Origin of the sequence: Bradyrhizobium sp. 2TAF36 (assembly GCF_052114925.1) — a bacterium.
GTDB lineage: Bacteria > Pseudomonadota > Alphaproteobacteria > Rhizobiales > Xanthobacteraceae > Bradyrhizobium > Bradyrhizobium barranii.
The window spans coordinates 94,570-119,920 of sequence record NZ_JBFRFR010000010.1 but is presented as its reverse complement, the minus strand read 5'-3'; the positions used below and the strand labels follow the sequence as shown (position 1 = coordinate 119,920).

21 protein-coding genes are annotated in these 25,351 nt (G+C 65.2%); 8 read left to right on the top strand and 13 right to left on the bottom strand.

Annotated elements, in window-relative coordinates; translation table 11 throughout:
* Positions 1-56 precede the first annotated feature (56 nt).
* A complete protein-coding gene (locus tag AB4Z51_RS07550; RefSeq protein WP_014491864.1) occupies positions 57-512 on the top strand; it encodes an Lrp/AsnC family transcriptional regulator in 456 nt (151 codons plus the stop codon).
* Between the two features lie 245 nt (positions 513-757).
* Here AB4Z51_RS07550 and AB4Z51_RS07545 read toward each other — a convergent pair whose 3' ends face one another.
* The 3 genes from AB4Z51_RS07545 to AB4Z51_RS07535 are packed head-to-tail and all read right to left on the bottom strand — an operon-like array spanning position 758 to position 3,997.
* Positions 758-1,543 (bottom strand): fumarylacetoacetate hydrolase family protein, encoded by a 786-nt coding sequence (locus tag AB4Z51_RS07545; RefSeq protein ID WP_085403405.1) that lies wholly within the window; start codon positions 1,541-1,543, stop codon positions 758-760.
* A gap of 14 nt (positions 1,544-1,557) precedes the next feature.
* On the bottom strand, positions 1,558-2,925 hold the full coding sequence (locus AB4Z51_RS07540; RefSeq protein ID WP_085403404.1) for an LLM class flavin-dependent oxidoreductase: 1,368 nt from the start codon (positions 2,923-2,925) through the stop codon (positions 1,558-1,560).
* A 19-nt stretch (positions 2,926-2,944) separates the two neighbouring features.
* Positions 2,945-3,997 (bottom strand): Ldh family oxidoreductase, encoded by a 1,053-nt coding sequence (locus tag AB4Z51_RS07535; RefSeq protein WP_085403403.1) that lies wholly within the window; start codon positions 3,995-3,997, stop codon positions 2,945-2,947.
* Positions 3,998-4,292: 295 nt separating this feature from the next.
* Here AB4Z51_RS07535 and AB4Z51_RS07530 point away from each other — a divergent pair, with 295 nt between their 5' ends.
* Positions 4,293-8,408: a bifunctional diguanylate cyclase/phosphodiesterase gene (locus AB4Z51_RS07530; RefSeq protein ID WP_441497208.1), complete on the top strand. Its 4,116-nt coding sequence runs from the start codon at positions 4,293-4,295 to the stop codon at positions 8,406-8,408.
* Here the strand turns inward: AB4Z51_RS07530 and AB4Z51_RS07525 are convergent.
* The 5 genes from AB4Z51_RS07525 to AB4Z51_RS07505 form a co-directional block, all read right to left on the bottom strand.
* Positions 8,382-8,723 (bottom strand): hypothetical protein, encoded by a 342-nt coding sequence (locus tag AB4Z51_RS07525; protein ID WP_063985656.1) that lies wholly within the window; start codon positions 8,721-8,723, stop codon positions 8,382-8,384. The two genes, AB4Z51_RS07530 and AB4Z51_RS07525, sit on opposite strands and share 27 nt — an antisense overlap.
* A gap of 223 nt (positions 8,724-8,946) precedes the next feature.
* Positions 8,947-9,939: a UDP-glucose 4-epimerase GalE gene (gene galE / locus AB4Z51_RS07520; protein WP_085403401.1), complete on the bottom strand. Its 993-nt coding sequence runs from the start codon at positions 9,937-9,939 to the stop codon at positions 8,947-8,949.
* 19 nt (positions 9,940-9,958) lie between these two features.
* Positions 9,959-10,765, bottom strand: a complete 807-nt coding sequence (locus tag AB4Z51_RS07515) for a WecB/TagA/CpsF family glycosyltransferase (protein WP_085403400.1) — start codon at positions 10,763-10,765, stop codon at positions 9,959-9,961.
* Complete coding sequence (locus tag AB4Z51_RS07510; RefSeq protein ID WP_441497207.1) at positions 10,758-13,136, bottom strand: exopolysaccharide transport family protein; 2,379 nt, start codon at positions 13,134-13,136, stop codon at positions 10,758-10,760. Before AB4Z51_RS07510 ends, AB4Z51_RS07515 begins: the two co-directional genes overlap by 8 nt.
* Before the next feature lie 282 nt (positions 13,137-13,418).
* Positions 13,419-14,219 carry a class I SAM-dependent methyltransferase gene (locus AB4Z51_RS07505; protein WP_085403398.1) on the bottom strand — a complete coding sequence of 267 codons (801 nt, stop codon included), beginning with the start codon at positions 14,217-14,219 and terminating at the stop codon, positions 13,419-13,421.
* Between the two features lie 396 nt (positions 14,220-14,615).
* On the opposite strand from AB4Z51_RS07505, the gene AB4Z51_RS07500 reads away from it, so the two are divergent.
* The gene (locus AB4Z51_RS07500) at positions 14,616-15,644 is read left to right on the top strand and encodes a glycosyltransferase family 2 protein (protein ID WP_085403397.1); all 1,029 of its coding nucleotides are present in this window, start codon (positions 14,616-14,618) and stop codon (positions 15,642-15,644) included.
* 6 nt (positions 15,645-15,650) lie between these two features.
* Here AB4Z51_RS07500 and AB4Z51_RS07495 read toward each other — a convergent pair whose 3' ends face one another.
* Complete coding sequence (locus AB4Z51_RS07495) at positions 15,651-16,637, bottom strand: glycosyltransferase (protein WP_085403441.1); 987 nt, start codon at positions 16,635-16,637, stop codon at positions 15,651-15,653.
* Between the two features lie 248 nt (positions 16,638-16,885).
* Here AB4Z51_RS07495 and AB4Z51_RS07490 point away from each other — a divergent pair, with 248 nt between their 5' ends.
* From AB4Z51_RS07490 to AB4Z51_RS07480, 3 genes are all read left to right on the top strand, one after another.
* Complete coding sequence (locus AB4Z51_RS07490; protein WP_441497206.1) at positions 16,886-17,953, top strand: glycosyltransferase; 1,068 nt, start codon at positions 16,886-16,888, stop codon at positions 17,951-17,953.
* 39 nt (positions 17,954-17,992) lie between these two features.
* A complete protein-coding gene (locus tag AB4Z51_RS07485; protein WP_441497205.1) occupies positions 17,993-19,345 on the top strand; it encodes an O-antigen ligase family protein in 1,353 nt (450 codons plus the stop codon).
* 117 nt (positions 19,346-19,462) lie between these two features.
* Positions 19,463-20,605: a GNAT family N-acetyltransferase gene (locus tag AB4Z51_RS07480; RefSeq protein ID WP_441497204.1), complete on the top strand. Its 1,143-nt coding sequence runs from the start codon at positions 19,463-19,465 to the stop codon at positions 20,603-20,605.
* A gap of 21 nt (positions 20,606-20,626) precedes the next feature.
* Here AB4Z51_RS07480 and AB4Z51_RS07475 read toward each other — a convergent pair whose 3' ends face one another.
* Entirely contained in the window at positions 20,627-21,166 is a 540-nt protein-coding gene (locus AB4Z51_RS07475) for an RBBP9/YdeN family alpha/beta hydrolase (RefSeq protein WP_085403394.1), read from the bottom strand.
* A 122-nt stretch (positions 21,167-21,288) separates the two neighbouring features.
* On the opposite strand from AB4Z51_RS07475, the gene AB4Z51_RS07470 reads away from it, so the two are divergent.
* On the top strand, positions 21,289-21,765 hold the full coding sequence (locus AB4Z51_RS07470; RefSeq protein ID WP_014491880.1) for an Lrp/AsnC family transcriptional regulator: 477 nt from the start codon (positions 21,289-21,291) through the stop codon (positions 21,763-21,765).
* 113 nt (positions 21,766-21,878) lie between these two features.
* Positions 21,879-22,763 (top strand): protein-L-isoaspartate O-methyltransferase family protein, encoded by an 885-nt coding sequence (locus tag AB4Z51_RS07465; RefSeq protein WP_441497203.1) that lies wholly within the window; start codon positions 21,879-21,881, stop codon positions 22,761-22,763.
* Between the two features lie 265 nt (positions 22,764-23,028).
* Here AB4Z51_RS07465 and wrbA read toward each other — a convergent pair whose 3' ends face one another.
* From wrbA to AB4Z51_RS07450, 3 genes are all read right to left on the bottom strand, one after another.
* Positions 23,029-23,628, bottom strand: coding sequence for an NAD(P)H:quinone oxidoreductase (gene wrbA, locus AB4Z51_RS07460; RefSeq protein ID WP_441497202.1), 600 nt, complete (start codon positions 23,626-23,628; stop codon positions 23,029-23,031).
* Between the two features lie 165 nt (positions 23,629-23,793).
* The gene (locus tag AB4Z51_RS07455) at positions 23,794-24,492 is read right to left on the bottom strand and encodes a pirin family protein (protein ID WP_085403393.1); all 699 of its coding nucleotides are present in this window, start codon (positions 24,490-24,492) and stop codon (positions 23,794-23,796) included.
* A gap of 50 nt (positions 24,493-24,542) precedes the next feature.
* A complete protein-coding gene (locus AB4Z51_RS07450; RefSeq protein ID WP_028147961.1) occupies positions 24,543-25,295 on the bottom strand; it encodes an SDR family NAD(P)-dependent oxidoreductase in 753 nt (250 codons plus the stop codon).
* Between the last annotated feature and the right edge of the window lie 56 nt (positions 25,296-25,351).

The following is a 25,351-nucleotide window of genomic DNA, read 5'->3' as shown; positions in this document are numbered from 1 at the left end:
TAAAATTTTGCGGAAAATGGCATGATTCGGTAGAAGTTACCGAATCGGGGGCTTCCATGATTGAAGAGCAGGACGCGCGGATTCTCGCCCATCTCCAGACGGACGGCCGCGCCACTAACCAGCAGCTCGCCGACGAGGTCGGCATGTCCACCTCGGCGTGCTGGCGCCGGGTGCGTGCGCTGGAGGAGGCCGGCGTCATCCAGGGCTATGCCGCGCTGATCGCGCGCGAGCAGGCGGGCTTTGCGATGTCAGCCATCCTGCATGTCTCGCTGGAGCGGCACGATGCCAAATTCGTCGACGAGTTCGTCGCGCGGGTGACCACGCGGCGCGAAGTGCTGGAGTGTTTCGCGACCACGGGCGACGCCGACTATCATTTGCGCGTCGTCGTGCAGGACATGGCGGCCTACAACAGGTTCCTCGACGAGTTCATGTTCCGCATTCCCGGCATCCGCTACGTGCGCAGCAACGTGGTGCTGAAGGAGATCAAGACGAGTGTGGCGCTGCCGTTTTGATTGCGCGGGAAGTGCCGTAGGGTAGGCAAAGGCGCATAGCGCCGTGCCCACCATCTCGCCTCGATTTGCGAAGGTGGTGGGCACGCTTCGCTTTGCCCACCCTACGGCACCGTTGATCTCGCGGCGTATACAACTCTATCTCCTCACCCTGAGGAGGCCGCGCAGCGGCCGTCTCGAAGGGCGAGGCCGAGAGCCGGGCCTTCATCCTTCGAGACGCTTGCTTCGCAAGCTCCTCAGGATGAGGACTACCGTTGCTCCCGCACAAACCTGTTCCGCAACGTCCCCACGCCCGTGATGTCGATCTCCACCACGTCGCCGTGCCCGATGTCAGGCGAGGCGCCGTCCGTGCCCATCCAGATCACGTCGCCGGGCCACAGCGTGAAGTACTTGGTCAGCTCGACCAGGAACGGCACGACGCCGAAGATCATGTCGTTGGTGTAGAAGCGGTTGGTCTCCTTGCCGTTGACCCGGACGACGGTTTCCATTTTCGCCAGATTGGCCTCGGTTTCGATCCACGGGCCCATCGGCTTGAACGTGTCGGCATTCTTCGAGCGCCACAGGCTGCGGTCGGCCTTCTGCCAGCTGCGTTCGCTGACGTCGTTGCCGATGGTGTAGCCGAACACGCAATCCATCGCATTCTGCTTGGTGAGATGCTTCACCTTCTTGCCGATCACGACGACGAGCTCGCCTTCATAGTGGATCTTGTCCGTCGCAAAGGACGGGATCACGACGTCCTCGTCATGCGCGATCAGCGCGTTCTGGGCGCGGTAGCCGATCTCGGGTCTATCAGGGACGGCCGGCACCTCGCCGCGCTTGTCGGCGGCTTCCTTCAGGTGCTTCAGATAGTTCAAGCCCACGCAATAGAAGGTGCGCGGGATCAGCGGCAGCTCGATCCGAACCTGCGCCAGCGGATGCGTGCGCGAGGTGCGCTGCCATTCGCCAAAGGGATCGCCGTCGACCGCGATCACCTGGTCGCCCTCGGCAATTCCCCAGGAGGTCTTGTCCGAGGCAGTGAATTTCAGCCAGCGCATGTCGGATCCTCCAGTTATTCCGCGGCATCGCGCGGCTGTACCTTCCAGGCGCCGGCCACGGGCCGCTTCAGCCCGAGATTTTCCCGCAGCGTTTTGCCGCGATAGTCCTTCTGGAACAGGCCGCGGCGCTGCAATTCCGGTACGATATGTTGCACGAAATCGGCGTAGGAACCGGGCACATAGGTCGCGGCGATGACGAACCCATCACAGCCACGCTCGACGAACATCTCTTCCAGCCTGTCTGCGATCTCCTTGGGACCGCCGACCATGGCGTCGTGGACCTGGCCGCGGCCGGAGAAGGTGACGAAGTCGCGCGCGCTCGGATTGCTCTTGCCGGAATTCTTCAGCACACCGTCGCGGAGGCCCAGAATGCCCTGCATGCTCTTCAGATCGTCCGTCGTCAAAGGCTCGTCGAGGTCCTTGGAGGCGAAATCGTAGTTGAGCGCTTCGGCCAGCAGCGACAGCGCGTCGATCTCGAGCGGCAGTTTGTTGATCAGCGCCATCTTGTCCTCAGCCTCGGCCCTGGTCGCGGCGCAGACCGGCGTCGTCAAATTGCAAAGGCGCATCTGATCGGGATCGCGGCCAGCCTTGGCTGCCTCGTTTCGAACGGCGGCATAACCTTCCTTGGCACCAGCGAGATTGCGCGCAGCCGTGAAGATCACCTCACCCCAATGGCCGGCAAAGCGTTGGCCGCGGCCGGATGCGCCGGCCTGGATGATGACGGGATGGCCCTGGTCCGAGCGCGGCACGGTGAAGGGTCCGCGGGACTTGAAGGCCGCCCCCTTGTGATCGAGCCGCTTCACCTTGGCCGGATCGGCAAAACGGCCGCTCTTTTTGTCCATGATGAGCGCGCCGTCTTCCCAAGTGTCCCAATGCCCGAGCACGACTTCCATGAATTCGTCGGCGCGGTCGTAGCGCGAATCATGTTCGGGATGGGAATCGCGACCCATGTTGAGGGCCTCGCCGTCATTGAGCGAGGTGACGACGTTCCAGCCCGCGCGCCCGCCGGACATCAAATCGAGGGTCGCGAAGCGGCGGGCGACGTCGAAGGGCTCGTAATAGGTGGTCGAGCAAGTGGCGCCGAGGCCGAGCTTGTCGGTGACCATGCCCATCGTGGTCAGCACGATCAGCGGATCCATCTTCACGCAGCGGATGCCGTATTCGACGGTGTGGGCATGATCGTTGCCGTAGCGGTCCGGCATCGCCAGCCGATCGTCGAAGAACGCCATGTGGAACTTGCCGGCTTCGAGGATTTTCGCGATCTCTTGATAATAGTCCGCCGACATCGAATCGTCGCGCGAGTCCGGATGCCGCCACGAGCTCGGCAAATTCGTGCAGTTCTGCGCCTGGAGGAAGCCGACCAGTACCATCTGCCGCGTCATGCTGTTCTCCCAAATTCCGTCAGGCCAGATCAAGGACGGTGTCGAGCCGGTACTCGCCCGCCAGCGCGCGCAGCTTTTCCCAGGTCGCATCCTCGATCTCGATGCCGTCGCGCAGGCGTTGCTGCTCGCGCAACCCCTCGATCTCGCCGGGATAGTACACGCCCTTGCTCCCTTCGGAGGGTGGCGTCGATTTCAGATAGCGCGCGAATTCGGCGACCTCGCGCTTGAAATCCTTCAGCGGACGGAACGCGGCGACGTTGAACACGGCCATGAAGCAGCCGTCATTGTGACGTCCGGTCGGTTCGACGCCGAAGCCGAGGCCGGTGAGCAGGCCGCACAGCACCTCGACCATCGCGGCGAGACCGCTGCCCTTGTAGCCCTCGGTGCCGCCGAGCGGCAGCAGCGCGCCGCCCTTGCGATATTGCGTGGGGTCGGTGGTGTGCCGTCCCTCGGCATCGATGATCCAGCCCGTCGGAATCTCCTCGCCGCGGGCGACCGCGAGCTGGATCTTGCCGGCCGCAACCGCCGAGGTTGCCATGTCGAGATAGAACGGCGCGTCGAGATCGGACGGCACCGCGATCGAGATCGGGTTGGTGCCGAGCCGCGCCTCCTTGCCGCCGAACGGCGCCACGTGCTTCGGCGAGCGGCCGGAATCCGCCGTCGCAATCCCGATCATGCCTTCGCGCATCGCCATCAACGGATAGGCGGCGAGGCGGCCGACATGGCTTTGCCGGAACACGGTGCAGGCGGCGACGTTCGCCGTCTTCGCCTTCTCGATCGTCAGCGCCATCGCCTTGGCGTTGACGTGGAAGCCGAACCCCCACTGGCCGTCGATCACGGTCGTGGTCGGCGATTCCTGGACGATGGTCCATTTGGCGCCGGGCACGATGTGGCCGGCCTTGATGCGATCGATGTAGGTCGGAACCGCGATCACGCCGTGAGAGTCGTGACCGGCGAGGTTGGCGTTGACGCAGCCTGTGGCCACCGCATCGGCCTCTTCGTCGGAAGCTCCGGCGGCGCGGAGCAGCGCGGCGCTGATGAGCGTGAGGCGGTCGGTCTTGACGACGGGCATGGCGTTCCCTCGGCATTGTGCCCTTAACGGGCTGCTTGTTGGGAGCCATCGTCTCAAAGCGTGGGAGCGATATCAATCTCCCGTAAACCAATACAGGGCTGCAAAATCGTAAAGAGAGCGCGCCTTTCGTCGAAGAATCCTCCCGTGCGGCGGCATTCCCGACAGTTTGGCGCCGGCCGTTCGCAGCTCGTTCACTTTGATCGAGGGTTTGCAGCGCGCAATAACGACCACTTAGGCCGTCGCCGTTCATAAAGCACCCGGGAGAATTAGGCAGAAATGCCCGGGAGCTGAGACCGTGCAGACGACCCTCGCGCGCACCTTTGCAGCGTTGAGCGCCATCAACGAAGCGATCCTTTACGCGAAATCGCCGGACGAGCTGTACCAGAAGGTCTGCGACGCCGGGTTTTCGAGCRGAAACTTTTTGGCCGTTGCGGTTTTCCTGGTGGGGCCGGATGGCCGGCGGCTGTGCTTTGCGGCCGGTTGCGGCGATGACGTTGCGCGGCTGCGTTCGCTCGAGATCACGACCGACTCCGTCACGCCCGAGGGAGCGGGTGTCGGCGGCGAAGCCTTTCGCAATCAGAAGCTGAGCATCAGCAACGATTACCTGAATGATCCTCGCTCGCTGGCGTGGCGCGAGGGCGCAGCCAAGGCCCACATCGGCGCGGCGGCTGCGCTGCCGCTGCTCTGCAGCGGTAAGAGCGTCGGCGTGCTGTATGTGACCCGCAGGGAAGCCGGCTCGCTGAACGAGCAGATGGTGTCGCTGTTCGAGCGGATGTCGGCCAACATCTCCTATGCGCTCGACAATTTCGCGCGCGAGACCGCGCGGCAGACCAGCGAGCTCGCGACGCGGCGGCTCAACCGCATGTTTGGCGCGCTCAGCGCTACCAACGAAGCCATCCTGCGTGCGAAGACCGAGCGGGAATTGTATCAGCTCGTGTGCGACGCCTCGGTGCACGGCGGCAAGTCGCTGGCGACCTTCGTTCTGCTGAAGGAGCAGGACTCGCATTGGCTGAAGCCTGTCGCCGGCACCGGCGAGAATCTGGAGATCGTGGCCCGGACCCACTACTCCGTCGACCCCGAGAATCCCTATGGTCGCGGCATTTCCGGCGAGGTGTTTCGAACCCAGAAGCCCCATGTCGAACGCGATCTCGCGCGTCGCACCAGGGGAACGCCGTGGGAGCAGGCCAATCTCAACACGGGTGTTGCCGCCTGCATCGCGGCCCCCCTGATCCGGAACGGCGAGAGCATCGGCGTCATCCTGTCCTTCCTCAGCAAGTCCTGGGCGAAGGACGAGGGGGTCGTCGCACTCATGCTGCGCATCGCCGAGAACGTCTGCTTCGCGATCGACAATTTCGACCGTGAGGCCGAGAAGGCGCGGATCGCCGAGGAGGAAGACCGCCTGGCGCGCATGTACGCGGCGCTGAGCGCGACCAATGAGGCGATCCTGCGCGCACGCTCGCGGGCCGAGCTGTTCGACCTCGTTTGCGAAGCGACGRCGAAAGGCGCCAAGTTCACCTCGGCCAACATCGCGCTCGTCGATCACGATGCCGAGCTGCTTCGCGTCGTTGCTTGCTACGGGCCGAACGCGGATATGGTCCGAAATTTCAAATTCTCCACGTCCGACCAGGTGCCTGAAGGCCGAGGGCTGACGGGAACCGCTTTCCGCACGCGCCAGCCTTGCATCAGCAATGATGTGCAGTCCGACGACCGGATCGCGCCCTGGGCGGCCAACGCTCGTCGGAACGGCATCGGCTCCTCCGCGGCGCTGCCGCTGTTCAATGGCGACAGCGTCGAAGGCGTCTTCCTCTTCAACTCGCCGGAACGCGGCACGTTCACGCCCGAATTCGTCGAGCTGCTGCAACGGCTCCAGGCCAATGTCGCCTTCGCGCTCGAGAACTTCGATCGCGCCGACGAGAAGGCGAAGGCCGAAATGCAGCGCAACCGTCTTCGGGGCATGTTGGAGGCGCTGAGCGCGACCAACGAAGCGATCATGCGCGTGAAGTCCCGCGCCGAGTTGTTCGAAGCCGTGTGCGAGGCCGCCGTGCTCGGCGGCACGTTCACGTCTGCCACCATCGCCATGGTCGATCCGACGGGGCGCTATCTCGACATCGTCGTCACCAAGGGCGAGTGTCGCAGTCACGTCGAGAACTGGCGTTTCGGAACGTCTGCCGACGAGCCCGAAGGACGCGGGCTCGCCGGCACCGCATTTCGCACCAAGGCCCCTTGCGTCGCGAACGAGCTCCTCACGGACGTTCGTGCGACGCACCGGCGTCGCATCGCGCGGGATCAAGGGACGAAATCCGGCGGCTGCTTCCCGCTGCTGAAGAACGGCACCGATGCCGTCGGCGTCCTTCTGTTCCTTTCGCCGGACGAAGGCACATTCACGCCCGACCTCATCCAGTTGCTGGGGCGCCTCGCGGAGAACGTCTCTTTTGCGCTCGACAATTTCGCCCGGGCCGAGGAGCGGTCACGGGCCGAGGCGCAGAAGGAGCGCCTGACGCGCATGTTCGCCGCGCTGAGCGCCACCAATGAGGCGATCGTGCGGGCCAAGTCGCGCACCGAGCTGTTCGAGCTGGTGTGTCAGGCCGCGTCCACCGGCGGCAAGTTCACCTCGACGACCATTGCGCTCGCCAAGGCCGACAGCGACCAGCTCGCGATCGTCGCGGCCGCAGGGCCGTCCGCCGAGACCACGAGGAACGTTCGTCTCTCCATCGACGCCGACCGGCCCGAGGGGCGCGGCATGAGCGGCACCGCGTTCCGCACCCGGCAGCCCTGTGTCAGCAACGACTATGTCAACGACAGCCGTGTGAGCGCCTTCCACGCCGTCCTGCAAGGCGACGGCGCGCGCTCCGGCGCGGCGTTCCCGTTGATCACGCACGATCAGCCCGTCGGCGTCATGATCTACATGTCGACCGAGCAGGAGACTTTCACGGCCGAGTTCGTCGAGCTGTTGCAGCGCCTCGCCGACAACGTCTCCTTCGCGATGGAGAATTTCGATCGCGCCGACGAGAAGAACGAGGCCGACGAGCGGATCGAATACCTCGCCTCGCATGACAGCCTGACCGACCTGCCGAACCGCGAGACCTTCAACGGGCTGTTGCGGGAGGCGATCGACGAAGCTCAGCGCCACGATCACCGCTTCGCGGTGTTGTTCATCGATCTCGACCGCTTCAAGGTCATCAACGATTCGCTCGGCCATGAGGCCGGCGATCTGCTCCTGCTCGAAGTGGGGAGCCGGCTGCGCGGCGCGCTGCGGGAAACCGACGTTGTCGCACGCCTCGGCGGCGACGAGTTCGTGGTGATCCTCGACCAGTGCGGTGAGATCGACGACGTCCAGCGCATCGCGACCGGACTGCTCGTGGCGCTCGCCGAGCCCATGGAGCTGGCCGGCCACGAGTGCCACACCACGGCCTCGATCGGCATCGCGATGTATCCGGCCAACGGCTCCGACGTTCAGACGCTGACCAAGAACGCCGACATGGCGATGTATCTCGCCAAGGAAGACGGCAAGAACGGCTATCGCTTCTTCTCCAAGGAGGTGAAGACGCAGTCGATCGAGCGGCTGTCGCTCGAGAGCGCGTTGCGCCGGGCGCTGGAGCGCGAGCAGTTCTCGCTGAACTACCAGCCCAAGGTGGACATGGAGACCGGCCAGATCACCGGCGTGGAAGCGCTGCTGCGCTGGACGCACCCGGATCTCGGCAGCATCTCGCCGGCGCAATTCATTCCGCTTGCGGAAGAGACCGGGTTGATCGTTCCGATCGGCCGCTGGGTCGTGAAAGAGGCTTGCGCGCAGGCCATGGCCTGGCAGCGCCGCGGTCTGTTGCCGGTGTCGATGGCGGTCAACCTGTCGCCGCGACAGTTTGTCGACGAACATCTGTTGCAGGACGTCGACGAGGCGCTGGCGGCCTCCGGCATGTCGCCGGTGCTGCTCCAGCTCGAGGTCACCGAGAGCATGATGATGCGCAATGTCGGTCGCGCGCTGAAGGTGCTCGACGCCATCCAGAGCCGCGGCATCCGCCTCGCCATCGACGATTTCGGCACCGGCTATTCGTCGATGTCGCTGATGAAGCATTTTCCGATCGACACCATCAAGATCGACCGCTCCTTCGTGCGCGACCTGCCGCAGGATTCGGAGGACCAGGCGATCGCGCAGGCGATCATCAGCATGGGCAAGGCGCTCGGCATGACCGTGGTCGCCGAAGGTGTCGAGAACGCCGAGCAGGAGGCGTTCCTGCGCGCCCATGGCTGCGACGAGATGCAGGGCTTCCTCATCTCCAAACCGGTGCCGGCGCGGCAGATGGCCGAGCTGCTGCGGCCGATGGAGCTGCCTGTCGCGCCGCCGCTCCAGCCGGAGCCTGACCTCGCTGCGACCGAAGCCGCGGCGTTACGGCTGAAACGCGCTGTCATCTGACGGCTGCGGGTGCAGCTCGCGGACGTTGTCTTGCTTGATGTCCGCTTTGCGCGGAAAATCATCCGGCCAGGGCTGCGAGGTTTGCTCGGCGAACAGCTCGAGGAGGGCATGCGCACCTTCGGCAAAGCTCGAGCCGTCGCCGAGGCCCAGCTCACAACACCACACCTGTCGCATCGGCTCGTGCGCGTCGACCACCGCCATCGCCGGTCCCCACCACCAGGCCGGTGCGGGCGAGCGTTCGTCCTCCGGCACGGCGTGCCATAGGACGAGCTCGTCCATCACGCGCTCGAATTGCAGGCTTGCGGCCTGATGCATTCGCTCCGTGCTCCCTGGGCCGCGCCTGAAAGCAGGCCGATGCCCGGACTCGATCGTGGCCTTCGCTGTGAAGAACAGGCTCGCGCTATTGGCGGAGCCTCACATGCCGCTTCCATTGGCGGCCATAAGAGCAACATGCGGCGGTCGGGACATGCGCCGCCGCCGGCTGTGATCATCTCTTTAGCCGCTCGGGGGCCCGACCGGCAAGCCGTAATACGGGTGTCTAGCGCGTCCTGAGCGGATGCGCTGTCTGGTGCCAGGCCCAGGCAGTCCGGATCACCGTCTTTAGATCGGAATGGCGCGGCACGAAGTTCAGCACTTTTCGCGCGGCGGAGGCATCGGCGACCAGATAAGTGGGATCGCCGGCGCGACGCGGCTTCATGGTGTGCGGCACCTCGCGGCCGGTCTCCTGCCTGATGGCGTTCAGGATCTCGCGGACCGAAAAGCCGGAACCGGTGCCGAGATTGAAGCTGCCGCCGGCATGTCCCGTTTCCAGGAGCTTCAGTGCTGCGACATGCGCCGCAGCGAGGTCGGTGACGTGGATGTAGTCGCGGATCGCGGTGCCGTCGGGCGTGTCGTAATCGTCGCCGAACACGGCGAAGTCGACATGGCCCTGGAGCGCCATCATGGCGCGCGGAATGAGATGCGTTTCGTTGTCACGCAACTCGCCGATGCCGCCGGCCTGGTCGGCGCCGCTGGCGTTGAAATAGCGCAGGCAGAACGCGCCGAAGCCATAGGCTGCGCGATAATCGGCGAGCATGCGCTCGATCATCCATTTCGACGCGCCGTAGGGATTGATCGGTGCGCAGGGGAAGTCCTCCGGCAGCTCCTTGGAATCGGCGTTGCCGTAGACGGCGCCGGTCGAGGAGAACACGATGCGCTGGCAGCCTGCGTTGCGCATCGCCTGCAGCAGCGACAGCGTGCCCTGGACGTTGTTGATGTAGTATTTCTGCGGGTCGGTCATGGACTCGCCGACGAGGCTTGCCGCCGCGAAATGCATCACCGCCGTGACCTTGTGGTCGGCGAAGGCGCGCGCCAGCGCGGCGCCGTCGAGCAGGTCGCCCGTCACCAGCGGACCCGCGACGAAGCTGCGATGACCTGTCGAGAGATTGTCATAAACGACGGGCTGATAGCCGGCGGCAGACAGTGCGCGGCAGGCATGCGAGCCAATATAGCCCGCGCCCCCGGTGACGAGGACGGTCGGTCGGTCGGTCATGTCGTCTTCTACTCTTCTCTCAGCGATTGGAAGGCCGTTTGCGGCTGAAGAGAAGATAGAGCGCGCGAGGGTTGGTGGTCAAATAGCGCCAGAGCAGGCGGCGTGGCTCGAGCATTGTGCGCCAGGCCCATTCGAGCCCGATCTTCTGCATCCATTGCGGCGCGCGGGACCGGCTGCCCGATAAAAAGTTGAACAAGCCGCCGGATGTCTTGATAACGCCAACATTGGTCAGCAGCGGCGTGTATTGCTCGACGAATGCCTGCTCGTTGGGCACGCCGAGCGCGACCCAGAGGTAATCCGGCGCGAGCGCGTTGATCTCCTCGACTTTCGCGCGCAGGGCGTCGCCGCGCAGATAGCCGTGGCTGTACCCGACGATCTTGAGGTTTGGATACAGCTGCTGGACATTCGCGACCGCCGCGGCGTTCTCTTCCTCGCTGGCACCGAACATGTAGAAAGTGCGGCCSACGGCTTCGGCCTTGCGCGCGACCACGTGGAACAAATCGGTGGTGGCGACGCGCTCCGGCAGCGGAAACCAGGATTGCAGCTTTGACGCCGCGACCAGGGGCTGGCCATCGGCGTTGATGAGGTCGGCGCCGCGGAACAGGCGTTCGGTCTCCGGTTCGGTCGAGCAGCGCGCCAACACCTCGCCATTGGCCGAGGTCAGGTGCAGCGGACGGCCGATGCGATTGTCAGGATCGGTCGCCTCGATCATGAAATCGGCAGTTGCTTCCAGGTCGAGCGCGGCCATGCGAAGGCCGCCGATAGTGATCCGCGGCACGTCGGCGGTTGCGGCCCGGCCGTCCAGATTGACGCGGCGCTCAAGCATATTGTCTGCCTCGCTGGCGCGCTTGAGTTGCGGGGGTGAGCTCGTCGAGCACGACGCCGACGAGCTTGCGCTCGGCGCGGCCGAGCGTGTTCAGGATTTCTTCCAGGCCGTCGTTGATGTCGAGGCTGGTCGGCAGCACCGCCACCAGCGCGTCGGCGTCGTCGAGCAGCTTGCGGCTGGCCGCACCAAGCGGCGTCACGGGGCCGTCGAGGATCACGAGATCGTAGCCGCCGGCGGCGCGCGCCTGCTCGATGGCCTTGCGCATGGCTTCAGTCGCCTTGCCGGCATCGCCGTCGGCGGCCGGCAGCACCGAGATGCCGTTGACCGTCTTGATCTCGCGCGAGGCCTTGCTGCCGATCGAGAGCCAGCCGAGTCGGCTCGGCTCGCTCTTGCCGGGGCGGCTCACCTTGTTGGAGAGCGAGTGTGCCTGATGGTCGGCATCGATCATCAGCACGCGGGCGCCGTCGCGCGCGGCCGCGAGTGCGAAATTCAGCGCGGTCACGCTGCGCCCGGTGGTCTCGCCCGCGCCGACGAGCGCGATGACCGGCATGGCCTTGCCGCCGGCACGCCGGGCCACAGCAGTGCGCATGTCGCGCCAGGCGTTGAGCAGCGTCGTCAGCGGAAAGCCGGAGCGCAGCGTCGGCCAGCCAAGCCGGGTCAGATCGACACCGCCGCCGGTGGCGAGGATGGCGCCGAGCGTGTGAATGACGTCGGCCTCCTGGAGGCGCGCGATCAGCGGCTTTCCGATCAGCGTATTTTCGTCCATCTCCGGCTGCAGCGATGGCGCGGCGAGCTCCGGTAGAGATTGCGCAATTTCCGGAGCTCGCGGAGCCGGCTGCGGCTGGGCTACCTCCGGTGTCCGTGAAACCTCCGGCGCGCGCGGAGGCCGCGGTGCCGGCGTGCGCTCACGACGGGCCGGTGTGGGCGCTGCCGGCGCGGTCGCACCGGCGGACAGCAGCTCGGCCGCGACGAACCAGCTTGCAGCAGCGAGCGCGCCGAAGATGAAGCCGATCATGGCGAACATGCTCATCGCCGGCGGGAACGAGCGCCGCTGCGGCACGGTGGCTTCGCCGATGACGCGGGCCGCCGAGGTGTTCAGGGTCTCCTGCTCCTCGGTCTCGCGCGAGCGCTTGAGGAAGGATTGATAGACGTCGCGGCTGGCATCGGCCTCGCGTTCGAGCTCGCGCAGGCGCACGGCGGCCTGGCTCAGCTGGACGCTCTGCCGCTTCTGCGCTTCCAGCGCCCGGTTGAGCGAGGCTTCAAAGTCGCGGGCGCGCGTCAGATCGTTCTTGGCGGACTGCGCGAAGCGATCGATCTCTTCGTTGATGGTGCGCTTGAGATCCTCGACCTGCTTCTCGGTCTGGCGCAGCGCCGGATGCCGCGGGCCGAGCTCGCCGGCCTGCTCCGCATACTTCTTGCGCGCGTCGGCATATTGCGCGCGCAGGTTCGCGATGGTCGGCGATTGCAGCGCTTCCGAATTCGCGCCGGCATCGGCAGCGGTGCGCCGGCTCGCCTCGATCTGGTCGAGCCGCGCCTGTGCGTCCATCGTCGCCGCGCGGGCCGCGGAAAGCCGCTGGTTGCTGGCGGAGAGCTGCTGGTCGCTGATCAGCGCGTCCTGGGTGCCGACGAAATTGTTCTGGGCCTTGTAGGTGGCGAGCGCGGTCTCGGCACTGCGCAGCCGCTCGCGCAACTCCTTGAGGCGGCCGGAGAGATCGTTGGTGGCGCGCCGCGCGGCCGAAGCCTGCGAGTTGCGGGATTCGGCGAGGTAGGCATTTGTCAGCGTGTTGGCGAGCATCGCCGCTTTCGCCGGATCGGTCGACCAGACCTCGATGTCGACGATGAAGCTCTTCTCGGTCTTGCGGACCGTGATGTGCCTGTTCAGCGCGTCGAGCGCCGCGAGCTGCACTTCCTTCGTCTCCGCGGCGGAGGGCGCGCGGGGCTGAAGGCCGATCAGGCCGAGCAGCGACGACAGCAGGCTCCTGGCATCACCGCCGCCGCCGAATTCGGGATCCTTGTCCAGATTGGCCTGCTGGATCACCTGGAGCAGCACGCTGTTCGAGGTAATCAGGCGCGCCTGGCTCTCCACCACCATGGCCATGCCGGAGACGTCCTGGGCACGCGGCGTGAGCTCGCGATCGACGAGCTGAAGCTCGCGCGGGTCGACATAGAGCTGGGCGGTGGCGGTGTAGCGGGGCGTCACGCTCTTGCCCGCGGTGACGGCAAGCGTCGCGCCGAGGAGCGCGGCAGCGGCAATCGCGATCTTCCGCCGCCAGAGCAGATTGACGAGCTCCAGCACGTTGAAGCCGGCTTGAGACCTCTGCTGCGGGGCCTCCGGTCCGGCCCGACCTATCGGCTGGTTGTAGTCAAGCATAGTCCCCAGCTTTCATTCCAACGACCGCGGGCTGAGGGGTTACTCTTCGCTTTACGCCACGCACCCGGGATATAGGTGCCCAATCAACGCAACAGGGAAAATTAACCATACTCATTGAGGGACTATTCACCGAAATGGCAAACAAAGCGTTTAAGCGCATGCCACTCTTCGACGCGTCGCGGTGACGCTGAGGTCCCCAAGGAATTAACGGTTCGTTACCGCGCGCAGCGAGGCCGCCAGGCTTCGCTCGTCCTGCGATGGACCGCGCGCGTGTCATGATTGTCAGCGCTTCCGTAGGATGACGTGGTAATCGCCGCGGCGAACGTCGATCCTGTCCGGCAGCACGGCGTTCATCACGGCGGCGCCGGCATCGACCAGAGCGGCGAACAGCGGCTTGCGCCGGCGCATCTCGGGATAGCGCGGACTCTCGACCTCGCGGCGGTAGATCGTCTCGAGGCCGTTGGCCGCGGCGAATGCTTCGAGCCGCGGCAGCGTCACCAGCGGATGGAAGAAGGTCGGGAACGGCGGCTCGCCGGGCAGGCCGGCATCCTTGATGCCGCGGATATTCCGGTAGAACCAGACATGAAACCAGTGCGGCGAGTATTTGGTGACGACGCCCGACAGCGAGCGCGGATTGGGTGCGCCGATCAGGATCATTCCGCCGGGCTTGAGCGCGTCGCGGAAATTCAGGAGCGCGGCATCGACATGGGGCAGATGCTCGATCACGTTGTAGCAGATCACCAGATCGAAGGTTTCGCGTCCAAAGCTGTAAGTCTGCACGTCGCCGAGGATCGCCTCGTCCGCGTAGGTGTTGTTGCGGACCTGGTCCTCGTCGATGTCGACGACGGTGACCTTGCTGCGGTTGAGCAGTTCCGGTGGCAGGACGCTGCACGAGCCGCCGCCGGCCTCGTAGGTGGCGAGCTGGCCCTGCGGCAGCTCGCGGCGTAGCACGTCGTGGACGGCGAGCAGGCTGTCGCGGGCTTCGCCGGGGACCAGATCGTGCAGCGCCTGGGTGCGTGCACCGGCCGCTGGGATTTGAATCGCCGTGGCTGTCGCGAAATCGATCGAGGCTGGCTTGTTCATTTTTTCTGACCGCGCTTGTTCGACTCAAATTTACAGGAAAAATCTCGCATGCCCGAAGAGCAAATCCGATGCCGCGCCGCTTCACCGGTCGCGGTGCTTACGGTCGGGTTAATGCGGGCAGGCGTTAACTACGGCATTGTCCATGTTGCGCTGTCGTGCGCGTGATGGACTGCGAATTGCACTATCACGTATGCGGGGACTTGCAGGAGAAACGCGCAAAAGCGGTTAAGCGTATGAAGGGCGGGAGATCCGCGGCGTTGCGCCGTCGCGAGCCTCGGGCCCGCCGTTCATTTTGGGACTGATCTGTCCCGCGGCGATGTGCCGTCGCAGGACAGCGCCGATTACTGCGTGATTGACGCAGGGCTTTTTCAATACATATCGGACATCTAGGATGCCATGACGCTGATCCCGACAGACCTTTCCGCCAGCCGGATCTCGGATGCCGTGCGCGATCCCAACCGGGAGATCGCGGCGAGCTCCCGCGTCATCGACCTGTCGGTCGGCATCGTCGTCTGCATTCCCTGCTTCCGCCGCCCGCACCATCTGCGGCTGACACTGGACTCGCTCGTGAGCCAGCGCACCCCGCGCTCCTTCGCGGTGGTCATGGTCGAGAACGACGCGGCGGGGCGCGAAAGCGCGCCGGTTGCCGCGGAGTATCTGGCCGACGGCCGGCTCCAGGGCGTTTGCCTGGTCGAGAAGCGGCAGGGCAATTGCCAGGCGATCAACGCCGCCTTCGAGACGGCGCAGGCGCTGTTTCCCGCCGCGACCCGCTTCCTGATGATCGACGACGACGAGATCGCTTCGCCCGACTGGCTCGAGCTGATGGTTCGCACCGCGGAGGCGACCGGCGCCGACGTGGTCGGCGGGCCGGTGCTGCCGGTCTTCGACGACGACAGCAAGCCCTGGCTCGCACATCATCCCGCCTTCTGCCCCGCCTATGATTACAGCGGCGCGGTGCCGCTGATCTATGGCTGTGGCAACTGCCTGATCACGCGTGCGGCGTTCGAGCGGTTCGATCGTCCCGCGTTCGACCTGCGCTTCAATTTCCTCGGCGGCGGCGATTGCGATTTCTTCGTGCGGTGCCGCGATGCCGGCATGATCTTCCACTGGACGGCTGAGGCGGTCATCACCGAGACCGTGCCGCAAAGCCGCACCAGCCTCGGCTGGATCGCCAAGCGCGGCCTGCGTATTGGCGCTATCAATTATCGCGTGCAGTACAAGGCCGCACAGGGCGCGGGCGCGCGGGCGCGAGTGTTCGCGCAGATGCTCGGACGGCTGCCGCTGTCGCTGGCGCGTTCCGCTCGTCTTCTCGCGACATCGAAGGCCGTCGTCGCCATGCATCCCGCGCTGGTCGCGCTTGGCTCCATGCTCGCAGCATTCGGCTTCGCACCGAAGCCCTACGAAGCGTCGAAAATCGTATCTTGACGCGGGTTAGATGCCCAAACGGGCGAGGGCGACCCTGACCGCGGCGCGGGGCAGCGATTTGAGCGAGCGCCGGCCGACCATCCCGAGATAAGCCAAGGCGTCGCGATATCTGCCGAAGCGGACGGCCTGCATCGCCGAATAGGTGACGAGATGGACCTCGGCGGCCTGGCGCAGCCCGGCCGCCGTACCCTCGGGCAGTCTCGCCAGGATCAGCCCATCGTCGAACACCCGCGCGATCGCAGGGAAGAAGTCCTTCGGCGTCCGCACGGCCGCATTCATGGTGTTGGCGGTGTGCAGGCGATAGTCGAGCAGAAGCTTTGGTGCGAACTCGAACTCGCCGATGGCGGCGAGGCGGCACCAGCAATGCCAGTCCTCGCAATATCTGAGGGAAGGGTCGAAGCCGCCGATGGCGCGGAAGGCCTCCGCACGTGCGAGCGCGATGCCGCCATTGACGATGAAATTGCCGGCCGCGAGCCGCGCCAGCACGTCGCCGGACGGCTTGCGGCGTCCCTTCAGCAGGCCCCGCCGGCCGATCTGCCGTCCCTCGCTGTCGATCGTGTTGTAGTCGCCGTAGACGAGAACCGCGCGCGGAGCATTGCGGGCCGCCGCCAGCAGCGCCGCGACCGCACCGGGGCGCAGGCGGTCGTCGGCATCGAGGAAGAGCAGCCATTCGCCGCTCGCATATCGTGCGCCGAGATTGCGCGCGGCGGATACGCCGGCGGATTCGTTGGTCATCAGGCGCAGCCGCGGGTCACGAATGGCGCGGACGATGGCCGTGGTGGTGTCGCTCGAGCCGTCGTCGACGACGATCACTTCGGTGATCTCGCCTTGCGCCAGCGCGCTGGTGAGGGTTTCGCCGATATAGGCCGCAACGTTCTTGGCGGGAATGACGACGGACACCGATGTGGTTGAGCCGGCCGGCAGCGGGAGACGCGGCGCCGGAACGACGCGCGAGGTAGCCGGTAAATCGAGAACATCTTCGGCGGTGATCAGAGCCACGGCTCGCCTTTAGGGGTCTGTTAACCAGGGCGCATCTGCCGACTGGCATTGCGATCAATCGCAACATTGGCCCGCCGCGAATGATACTCGCATTACGGCCAAATCGTTGTCGCGAAGGCCTGCGTGTTTCTGGTTTCGTAGATTAGCGTTAAGCCGCGGGCATTAAGCCTGTCGCAAATTTGGAAGAGTGCGACAGCCGGTCCCATGCGAGAATGCCGACCTGTTTGCCGCGGATGGATCTAGTGCCCGCAAAGACGTTCGAACACGACCCCGATGCCATCGTCCTCAACCTCTTCTACGAGGACAAGGACGATCGCTGGTTTCCCGGCGACCGGCATCTGCGGCGCATGGCGCGCCGGATGCTGCTCGGTGAGCCGCGCATGAGCGGGCAGCTTCGCGTGTTCCTCAATCTCTGCGCAGGGCTCGACCGGCTCGGTATCCGCTACCGCGTCAACGATTACGGTTACATCGCGCAGCATCCCGACGAACTCGCCTGCATCATCGGCCGCACCYTCCTGCTCGACAAGTTCGCGTGGAAGAATCCGATCCTGCTCGGCGTTGCCGCCCACAATCATCCGCTGGACGATCCTGATCTGTTCAAGCGGCTGCCGGTGAAGAAGGTCGTGGTGCCCGGCCCTTGGTACGTCGACATGTACCGGCCGTACTGGCCCGACACGGAGGCCTGGCCGATCGGCATCGACACGGATCTCTGGGCGCCATCGGCGCCGTCGCAAAAGACCGTCGACGTCCTGATCTACGACAAGGTCCATTGGGACCGCGAGCGCTACGCGCCGGAGCTGATCGAGCCCGTCCGCGCCCGCCTCCTCAAGGAGGGCCGCTCGTTCACGGAATTGCGCTACGGCAGCTACAAGGAAGAAGACTATCAGGCCGCGCTGGCGCGCTCGCGCGCGATGATCTTCCTGTGCCAGAACGAGAGCCAGGGCATCGCCTATCAGCAGGCTCTGTCCTGCGGCGTGCCGGTGTTCGCCTGGGACCCCGGCGGCCCGTGGCGCGACCCGGATTATTATCCGCACCGCGTCCAGTTCGCGCCGGTGTCGTCGGTGCCGTATTGGGATGACCGCTGCGGCGCCAAGTTCATCGACATCGCGGGGTTCGAGGCGGGCTGGGATTGTTTCTGGGCCGGGTGCACCGCTGATGCGTTCGATCCGCGCGGCTTCGTGCTCGACAATCTCACGCTGGAGCAGCGGGCGCTGCAATATTACGAGATCGCGCGCAGCATCGTGGGGCCGCAGACGGCGTCGCGGGCCTCGGGCGTGCTGGTTGACGGATGCTTAACAGGGACGGGCTAACACTTCGAGTTTCCCCGGCTTCACCATTTGCCTCGAGCCATGGATCGCAGCGTCGCTGACATGACCGACGTGGAGACCCGAACGCTGGGCCACGTCCTGCACGATGGGCTCGCGGGGCTGAATGCCGCGCAGGCGGCGCGCTGTCTCGTCGCGGTTGCGGCGCTGCTGCTGGTGCTGATCACGCTCGATCCGTTTCCTGACCTTCGCAACGAGGATGTGACCACGGTCGTCGGCGGGCRCATGGCGCTCACCTATATCTCCTGGGGTCTGCTGGCTGCGGTCGCGATGCTGTTCGTCGCCGGCACCGATGCGCCTGCGCTGAAGAGCCTGGTGACGCCACTGCATCTTTGCCTGGTCGGCTGGCTGTTGATCAACATCGTCTTCTCCGAGAGTCGCGGCGTTTCGATCCAGCGCTTCGTGCTGGCGGTCAGCGTGACGTCGCTCGCCATGCTGTTGCCATTGCTGCCGCCGACACAGCGGACTTTCAACCTGTGCCTAGGCGGCGCCGCGCTCGTGCTGCTGGTGCTGTGCTATCTCGGCGTCTTCCTCGCGCCGCAATATTCGATGCACACCGCGCTCGATCTCACCGAGCCGCAGCTTGCCGGCGACTGGCGCGGCAGCTTCGGCCACAAGAACATCGCTTCGCCGGTGATGACCATCCTGGTCTATGTCGGTATTTATCTCTGCGGCGTCGGCTCGTTCGTGATGGGGCCCGCGATCGCCGCGCTTGCCGGCATCTTCCTGATCTTCACCGGCGGCAAGACATCGACGGTGCTGTGCCTTGCGATCTACGCGCTCGCCTCGCTGGTCTATGTCACGCCAGGCCTGTGGCTGAAGCGGCTCATCTGCTTCGTGCCGCTGATCGTGATGAACCTGCTGACGGTCGGCAGCGTCTTGAGCCCGGCACTCGGGGCGCTGACGCGGCTGCTTCCGCTCGATCCCACCTTCACCGGCCGTTCCGCGATCTGGGAATTCGCGCTCGCGGCCGTCGCCGAGAAGCCGATCATCGGTCACGGCTATGCGGCGTTCTGGGACGACGTGACCGCGCGGCAGACTGCCCAGGGGTCCGAATGGGCGACGTCCGCCGCGCACAGCCACAACAGCTATCTCGACCTCGCGGTCACCATCGGCTTGCCGGGGCTGTTGCTGGTGATTCTCGTCTTCGTGCTCGCACCGCTCGGCAATTTCCAGTCGGCCCAGGCTCACAACCATAGTCGCGCGCTGGCAAAATTGTTCCTCACCGTATGGCTGTTTGGCCTGTATTACGGCGCCACCGAGACCTTCCTGCTCGAACGGCAGAATCCGATCTGGTTCATGTTCGCGCTTGCAGTGGCTGGCCTGCATTTCCTCGCCAGGTTCCAATGCGTTGAACAGACGGAACCGGAGCGCTGACAGCTTGTCGCAGCCGAAGCGATAGTGATGTTGGCTTAACGATAAGCCGTTACGTCACTTGTGGTCTGCGACAAACATAATCTATCTGGAAACATTCAGTAATCGCATGTCCCGCGGATGACGTTTCTCAGCGTCGAGCAATCAGATGGTCTTGCGTCCAGCACGTCGGGAATCGCTGTCGATTTCGTGCGTGACTGGCGGCAGGCCGCATCGCGCCTGAGCGCGGGGCAGCGCACCGCATTCCAGCACGGTTACTGGCTCGGCGCATGGTACGAGGCGTTTCACGACTTTGCACCGCTGATCGCATTGATCTCCGATGCCGCGACCGGCAAGGACATCGCGGTGGTGCCGATGATCAGCCACATCAGGCGCGGCATCCGCATCGTCGAATTCGCCGATCTCGGCGTCTCCGACAACAACGCGCCGATCCTGGCGCTCGATGCCGCGTTGGACGCTGCGGCGACGGATGCGATCGGCAAGGCGCTGATCGACGCGGTGCGCGCCTTGCCCGACCGCTTCGATCTGCTGCGGCTGAAGAAGATGCCGGCCCATGTCGGTGRCAAGCCGAACCCACTGGTGTCGCTCGGACGGATCGGATCCTGCTCGCTCAACGGCAATCTCGTGCTGACGGGCGACGACTATGAGGCCTACCGGGCCTCGATCAAGCGCATGCAGATGCCGCGCTGCTGGCGGGTCTTCAGCCGTCATGCCGGCGCGCGGCTCGAGATCGCGGCGGATGTCGCGCGTGCGCGCGAGCTGCTGGACGTGATGGATGTCCAGCAGCAGGCCCGCATGCGAAAGCTCGGCTCGCGCTTCGTCCTCAACGACGACGCTCATGCCCGATTCTATCGCGAGGTCGCCCGTCAGGGTATCGCGGAGGGCTATGCCGTCATCTCGGCGCTGGTCTGCGACGAGGCCGTCGTCGCCACCACGTTCGGCGTCAGGTCTGGTGCGAGCTATTTCCTCCTGCGCATCAGCCACGCCGGCGATTCATGGTCGAACTGCTCGCCGGGGCTGCTCGTCACCGAACGGACCATGGCGGCGCTGCATGCAGAGGGCGTGCGCCGTTTCGATCTCAGCATCGGCAACCAGGACTACAAGCGCCGCTTCGGCGCCGCGAAGGTCGCATTGACCGATGTCAGCATCGCACTGTCCTGGCGCGGCGCTCCCTATGCATGGCGCGACCATACCGCGCAGAACCTGCGTCGCTATCCCAGGCTCGCCGCCTTCGCCAGCCGGGCGATACGCAAGATGCGGTGACGGAGGCCGCCCGCACCCGCGTCATCTCGAAAGGCCGGCACTGAAGGCGTCCAGCAGCGCGCGACCCTGCGGCCAGTCGCCGAGCCCGCTCGACGCATTGATGTGGCCAAGGGCGCCCAGCACGATCAGACCGGACTTCCAGGCACGCGCCCGCTGCTGCGTCTTATCGAGCCTGCCAAAGGGATCGTCGGTGCTGGCGATGATGAGCGAGGGGAAGCGCAGCGTACGGTCCGGTACCGGCTTGAACGCAGCCGCCTCCGCGGGAAAATTGGCGCCATCGGGATCGGGCACCGCGACCAGAAAAGCACCCGCGATCGTGGATGGGAAGCGCGTGGCCCAGTGCGCCACCAGCAGGCAAGCGAGGCTGTGTGCGACCAGCACCGGCGGCTTCGCGCAGCGCCCGACCACCTGTTCCAGCGATTGCTCCCAATCGGCGAGCTCCGGCCGGTCCCAGCTCGCCGGCTGAAACCGCGTGAAACGTGTATCGTTGCGCTCCCGGAGTGTCTGCCAATGAGTCTCTGCGGAGCCGCCGAGGCCGGGCAAGGTGATGATGTCGTGCATGATCGTCCCGTGATATCTGAGATGCACGTGCAGTGTGGCCGGTCTTGGTGCTGCGTCACATGGCAAGTCATCGGCGAAGGAGATCATCTGCCGATGATCTCAAGGTGGAATGGAGAATTGTCTTGGATCGCTTCGGAAGCATTGACACCAAGGATCTGAAGATCCTGGAGGCATTGCAGGCCAATGCGCGCGTGCCGCTGTCCGAGCTCGGCCGTTCCGTCGGGCTGTCTCAGCCGGCCATCTCCGAGCGCGTGAAGCGGCTCGAGGAAGCCGGGATTATCGAAGGCTACGGCGCCCGCATCAATCCGCGCGCGCTAGGGCTCGGCCTGATGGCGCTGGTCCGCCTGCGCACCTCGCATGAGCACATCAAGACCTGCCTCAAACGGTTCAGCGAGATTCCGCACATCGTCGAAGTCCATCGCGTGACCGGCGATGATTGCTTCGTGCTCAAGGTGCTGGTTCCGGCGCCGGAAGATCTGGAGACGATCGTGGATCGTATCGCCGGCTTCGGCGCTGTGACGACCTCGCTCGTGCTGCGGAGCGAGCCGGCGCGACCGATCGGTAAAGACCTCATCAGGAAGAAGACCGAACGCGGTTGAGGCGTGGCCCGCGCGATCGACATGTCACCGGGCTGTCACAAAGCCTTCGATTGCGCCGAGCTTCGATGATCGCGCGCTTTGTGCTATCGTCGCCTCCGCTTTCCGGAGGCGACATGGAAGATCGTTCGGCAAAATATCGCGCATTCTATGCGCAGTTGATCTGCGCCGCAGCCAAGACGACGGATCCCCGTATCGAACAGGCCTTTCGCACGGTCAGGCGCGAACCCTTCGTTGGGCCCGGACCGTGGTCGATCTCCGTCGGTGGTCATCCCTATGTCGTGACGCCCGACGATGACCCCGCCTTCCTCTATCAAAACACGCTTCTGGCGCTGGATCCGGCGCGCGGCCTCAATATCGGGATGCCGGGCGCGCACGCCTATTGGCTCAGCGGCTGCGGCGTGCGGGAAGGCGAGACGGTGATCCAGATCGGTGCCGGCAGCGGCTACTACACGGCCATTCTGGCCGAGCTCACGGGACCTTCGGGCCGTGTCCATGCCTATGAGATCGACGAACGCCTGGCGGCACTCGCGCGCGAAAATCTGAAGCACATCCCGCATGTCGAGCTGGAAGATCGCTCGGGCATCGCGTCCGATTTACCGGGAGCGGATGTGATCTACGTCTGTGCGGGCGCGGCGCAGCCGGCCACGGAATGGCTCGATGCGCTGCGGCCCGGCGGCCGGCTGGTGTTTCCGTTGGCGCCGGAGGGCATGCTCGGTGGCATGTTGATGATCACGCGCCCGGACGAGGGCGAGGTCTGGCCGGCGAAATTCCTGAGTCGAGCCCAGTTCATCGGCTGCGCGGGACTGCAGGACGCAGATGCCGGCCGGCGATTGGCCGAGGCGTTCGCCAAAGGATGGGAGAGCGTGCAGTCGCTGCGCAGAGAGGGCGCTCCGGACGAGATGTGCTGGTTTGCCGGTGAGGGCTGGTGGCTTTCGACGGCTGCGGCACCCGTCCAGACGAATTCAATCAAGCCGCACGCCGACCTCACGCAGGCGTGACTGATCGCTCGCGCCTTACGATTTCGCGCACCCGGCGCAATGCAGCCGGCCGCGCGAGGCGCGGAACAGGCTGCGGCAATACCAGCGCCGCGCCAATGCTTGCGCAGGCCTGCGGATCATCTGCGCGATCAACAAGAGTTCGAAAGCCATTCGTATCGCTTTTGGTCAAATATCCCGACCACGTAGATGGGGCGGCATTCCCGAATGAGAACGCCGCCCCCGTCGCATCAGCCATGCGGTCGTTCGCCAAGCCTAACTGCGAGGCTCAGCCGTGAAGTTTCCTGGCGGTCTCCGCGATCTGGCGGCCCTGATAGCGCGCGCCGGCGAGCTCGTTGGCGCTGGGCTGGCGGCAGCCGTCGCCGCCGGTGATCGTGGTGGCGCCGTAGGGGGCGCCACCGGTGACCTCGTCGAGCTTCATCTGGCCGGCGAAGCCGTAGTTCAGACCGACCACGACCATGCCGAAATGCAGCAAATTGGTGATGATCGAGAACAGCGTCGTCTCCTGGCCGCCATGCTGGGTCGCGCTCGCGGTGAAGGCGCCGCCGACCTTGCCGTGCAGCGCGCCCTTGGCCCAGAGCCCGCCGGCCTGGTCCAAAAAGTTCGCCATCTGCGAGGCCATGCGGCCGAAGCGGGTGCCGGTGCCGACGATGATTGCGTCGTAATTGACGAGGTCCTCAATCTTGGCGACGGGTGCTGCCTGATCGACCTTGTAATAGGACGCCTTGGCGACTTCGGCCGGCACCAGCTCGGGCACGCGCTTGATGTCGACGGTGGCGCCGGCCTCGCGCGCGCCTTCGGCAACAGCGTTGGCCATCGCTTCGATGTGGCCATAGGCGGAATAATAGAGGACGAGAACTTTGGTCATGGTGGTCTCCGTTGGGATCGATGTTGACTGTTTGTGGGGGACGTCATGCCCGGGCAGAAGCGCGAAGCGCGTCTTCGCGCTAGATGTCCCGGGCATCCACGTTCTTGTGCGCCCATGGTGGGGCGTGGATGGCCGGGACAAGCCCGGCCATGACGAAGCGCGTTGTTAAGCCGCGTCGACGAGCACGAGCTCGGAGTCTTCGAGCGCCGTGATCTTCAGCTTGTCCTCGTCGCGGATCGCGGCGCCGTCGCGGGCGTTGACGCGCACGCCGTTGATTTCGACCGCGCCTGCCGCCGGCACGAGATAGAGATGCCGCGACCTCTCGGGCTCATACTCCGCGCTCTCGCCGGCCTTCAGCGTGGTGGCGAGCACCCGTGCATCGGCGCGGATCGGCAGCGCATCGGTGTCACCTTCGATCCCGCTGGCGATGGTGACGAGCTTGCCGGTGCGGTCCGCCTTCGGAAACGGCTTCGAGCCCCAGGTCGGCTGGCCGCCACGCGCGGTCGGTTCGATCCAGATCTGGAAGATCCGGGTCTTGGTCGGCTCGAGATTGTATTCGGAGTGGCGAACACCGCTGCCGGCGCTCATCACCTGCACGTCGCCCGCTTCGGTGCGGCCCTCGTTGCCGAGGCTGTCCTGATGGGTGATCGCGCCCTCGCGCACATAGGTGATGATTTCCATGTTGGCGTGAGGATGGGCGGGAAAGCCGGTGTTCGGCGCGATCTCGTCGTCGTTCCACACCCGCAAGGCGCCGTGGCCCATGTTGTTCGGATCGTAGTGGCTGGCGAAGGAGAAATGGTGCTTGGCCTTGAGCCAGCCGTGATCGGCGCCGCCGAGCTTTGCGAAAGGTCTGAGTTCGATCATCTGCGTAATTCCTTTGTGTGATCCTTTGGGTTGAACGGCTGCCGCCTTGATCAGGCGCCGAACCCGCCGTCGACGTTGAGCACCGTGCCGGTGACGAAGGAGGCTTCCGGGCTTGCGAGGAACACGACGCCGGCGGCGACTTCCTCGGGGCGGCCGAAGCGCTGCAGCGCGTGCTGCTTGCGCTGCGTCTCGGCGAACTCGCCGCCGTCCTTCGGGTTCATGTCGGTGTCGATCGAGCCGGGCTGCACCACGTTGACGGTGATGCCGCGCGGGCCGAGGTCGCGTGCCGCGCCCTTGGTGTAGCCGACGACGGCCGCCTTGGTGGCGACGTAGTCGGCAAGCCCCGGGAACGAGGCGCGGTCGGCGAGCATGGAGCCGACGGTGACGATGCGGCCGCCTTCGCCCATCAATTGCGAAGCAGCGCGGATCGCCGCGATCACGCCGTGTACGTTGATGGAATCCTGCCGTTCAAGCGCGGCCGTGTCAGCCTTCGCATCGTCGATCGCGCCGCCGGCGGCAACGCCGGCATTGTTGACGAGGATGTCGAGATGGCCGAATTCCCTGGCGACGTCATTGACGAGCTGCGTCACGTCCTTGGCCGAGGCCTGATCGGCCTTGAAAGCGCGGGCCTTGACGCCGCGGGCCTTGAGCTCGGTAACGACCGCCTCGGCCTTTTCGGGCGAGGCGACATAGCTGATGGCGACATCCGCACCTTCATCGGCGAGAGCGCGGGCCGAGGCCGCGCCGATGCCGCGCGAGCCGCCGGTGACGAGGGCAACCTTGCCTGAGAGCTTCTTGGTCATTGGATTTCTCCATTTCCTGAATGTCTGATGCCCCTTGGATAAGCCTCCGCCTGTGG

What these genes read in the sequence shown, in the direction of transcription:
- AB4Z51_RS07550 (WP_014491864.1), top strand. Translation starts at nt 57, where the DNA reads ATGATTGAAGAGCAGGACGCGCGGATTCTCGCCCATCTCCAGACGGAC.
- AB4Z51_RS07545 (WP_085403405.1), bottom strand. Translation starts at nt 1,543, where the DNA reads ATGCGCTGGCTGAAATTCACTGCCTCGGACAAGACCTCCTGGGGAATT.
- AB4Z51_RS07540 (WP_085403404.1), bottom strand. Translation starts at nt 2,925, where the DNA reads ATGACGCGGCAGATGGTACTGGTCGGCTTCCTCCAGGCGCAGAACTGC.
- AB4Z51_RS07535 (WP_085403403.1), bottom strand. Translation starts at nt 3,997, where the DNA reads ATGCCCGTCGTCAAGACCGACCGCCTCACGCTCATCAGCGCCGCGCTG.
- AB4Z51_RS07525 (WP_063985656.1), bottom strand. Translation starts at nt 8,723, where the DNA reads ATGCATCAGGCCGCAAGCCTGCAATTCGAGCGCGTGATGGACGAGCTC.
- galE (WP_085403401.1), bottom strand. Translation starts at nt 9,939, where the DNA reads ATGACCGACCGACCGACCGTCCTCGTCACCGGGGGCGCGGGCTATATT.
- AB4Z51_RS07510 (WP_441497207.1), bottom strand. Translation starts at nt 13,136, where the DNA reads ATGCTTGACTACAACCAGCCGATAGGTCGGGCCGGACCGGAGGCCCCG.
- AB4Z51_RS07505 (WP_085403398.1), bottom strand. Translation starts at nt 14,219, where the DNA reads ATGAACAAGCCAGCCTCGATCGATTTCGCGACAGCCACGGCGATTCAA.
- AB4Z51_RS07500 (WP_085403397.1), top strand. Translation starts at nt 14,616, where the DNA reads ATGACGCTGATCCCGACAGACCTTTCCGCCAGCCGGATCTCGGATGCC.
- AB4Z51_RS07475 (WP_085403394.1), bottom strand. Translation starts at nt 21,166, where the DNA reads ATGCACGACATCATCACCTTGCCCGGCCTCGGCGGCTCCGCAGAGACT.
- AB4Z51_RS07465 (WP_441497203.1), top strand. Translation starts at nt 21,879, where the DNA reads ATGGAAGATCGTTCGGCAAAATATCGCGCATTCTATGCGCAGTTGATC.
- wrbA (WP_441497202.1), bottom strand. Translation starts at nt 23,628, where the DNA reads ATGACCAAAGTTCTCGTCCTCTATTATTCCGCCTATGGCCACATCGAA.
- AB4Z51_RS07455 (WP_085403393.1), bottom strand. Translation starts at nt 24,492, where the DNA reads ATGATCGAACTCAGACCTTTCGCAAAGCTCGGCGGCGCCGATCACGGC.
- AB4Z51_RS07450 (WP_028147961.1), bottom strand. Translation starts at nt 25,295, where the DNA reads ATGACCAAGAAGCTCTCAGGCAAGGTTGCCCTCGTCACCGGCGGCTCG.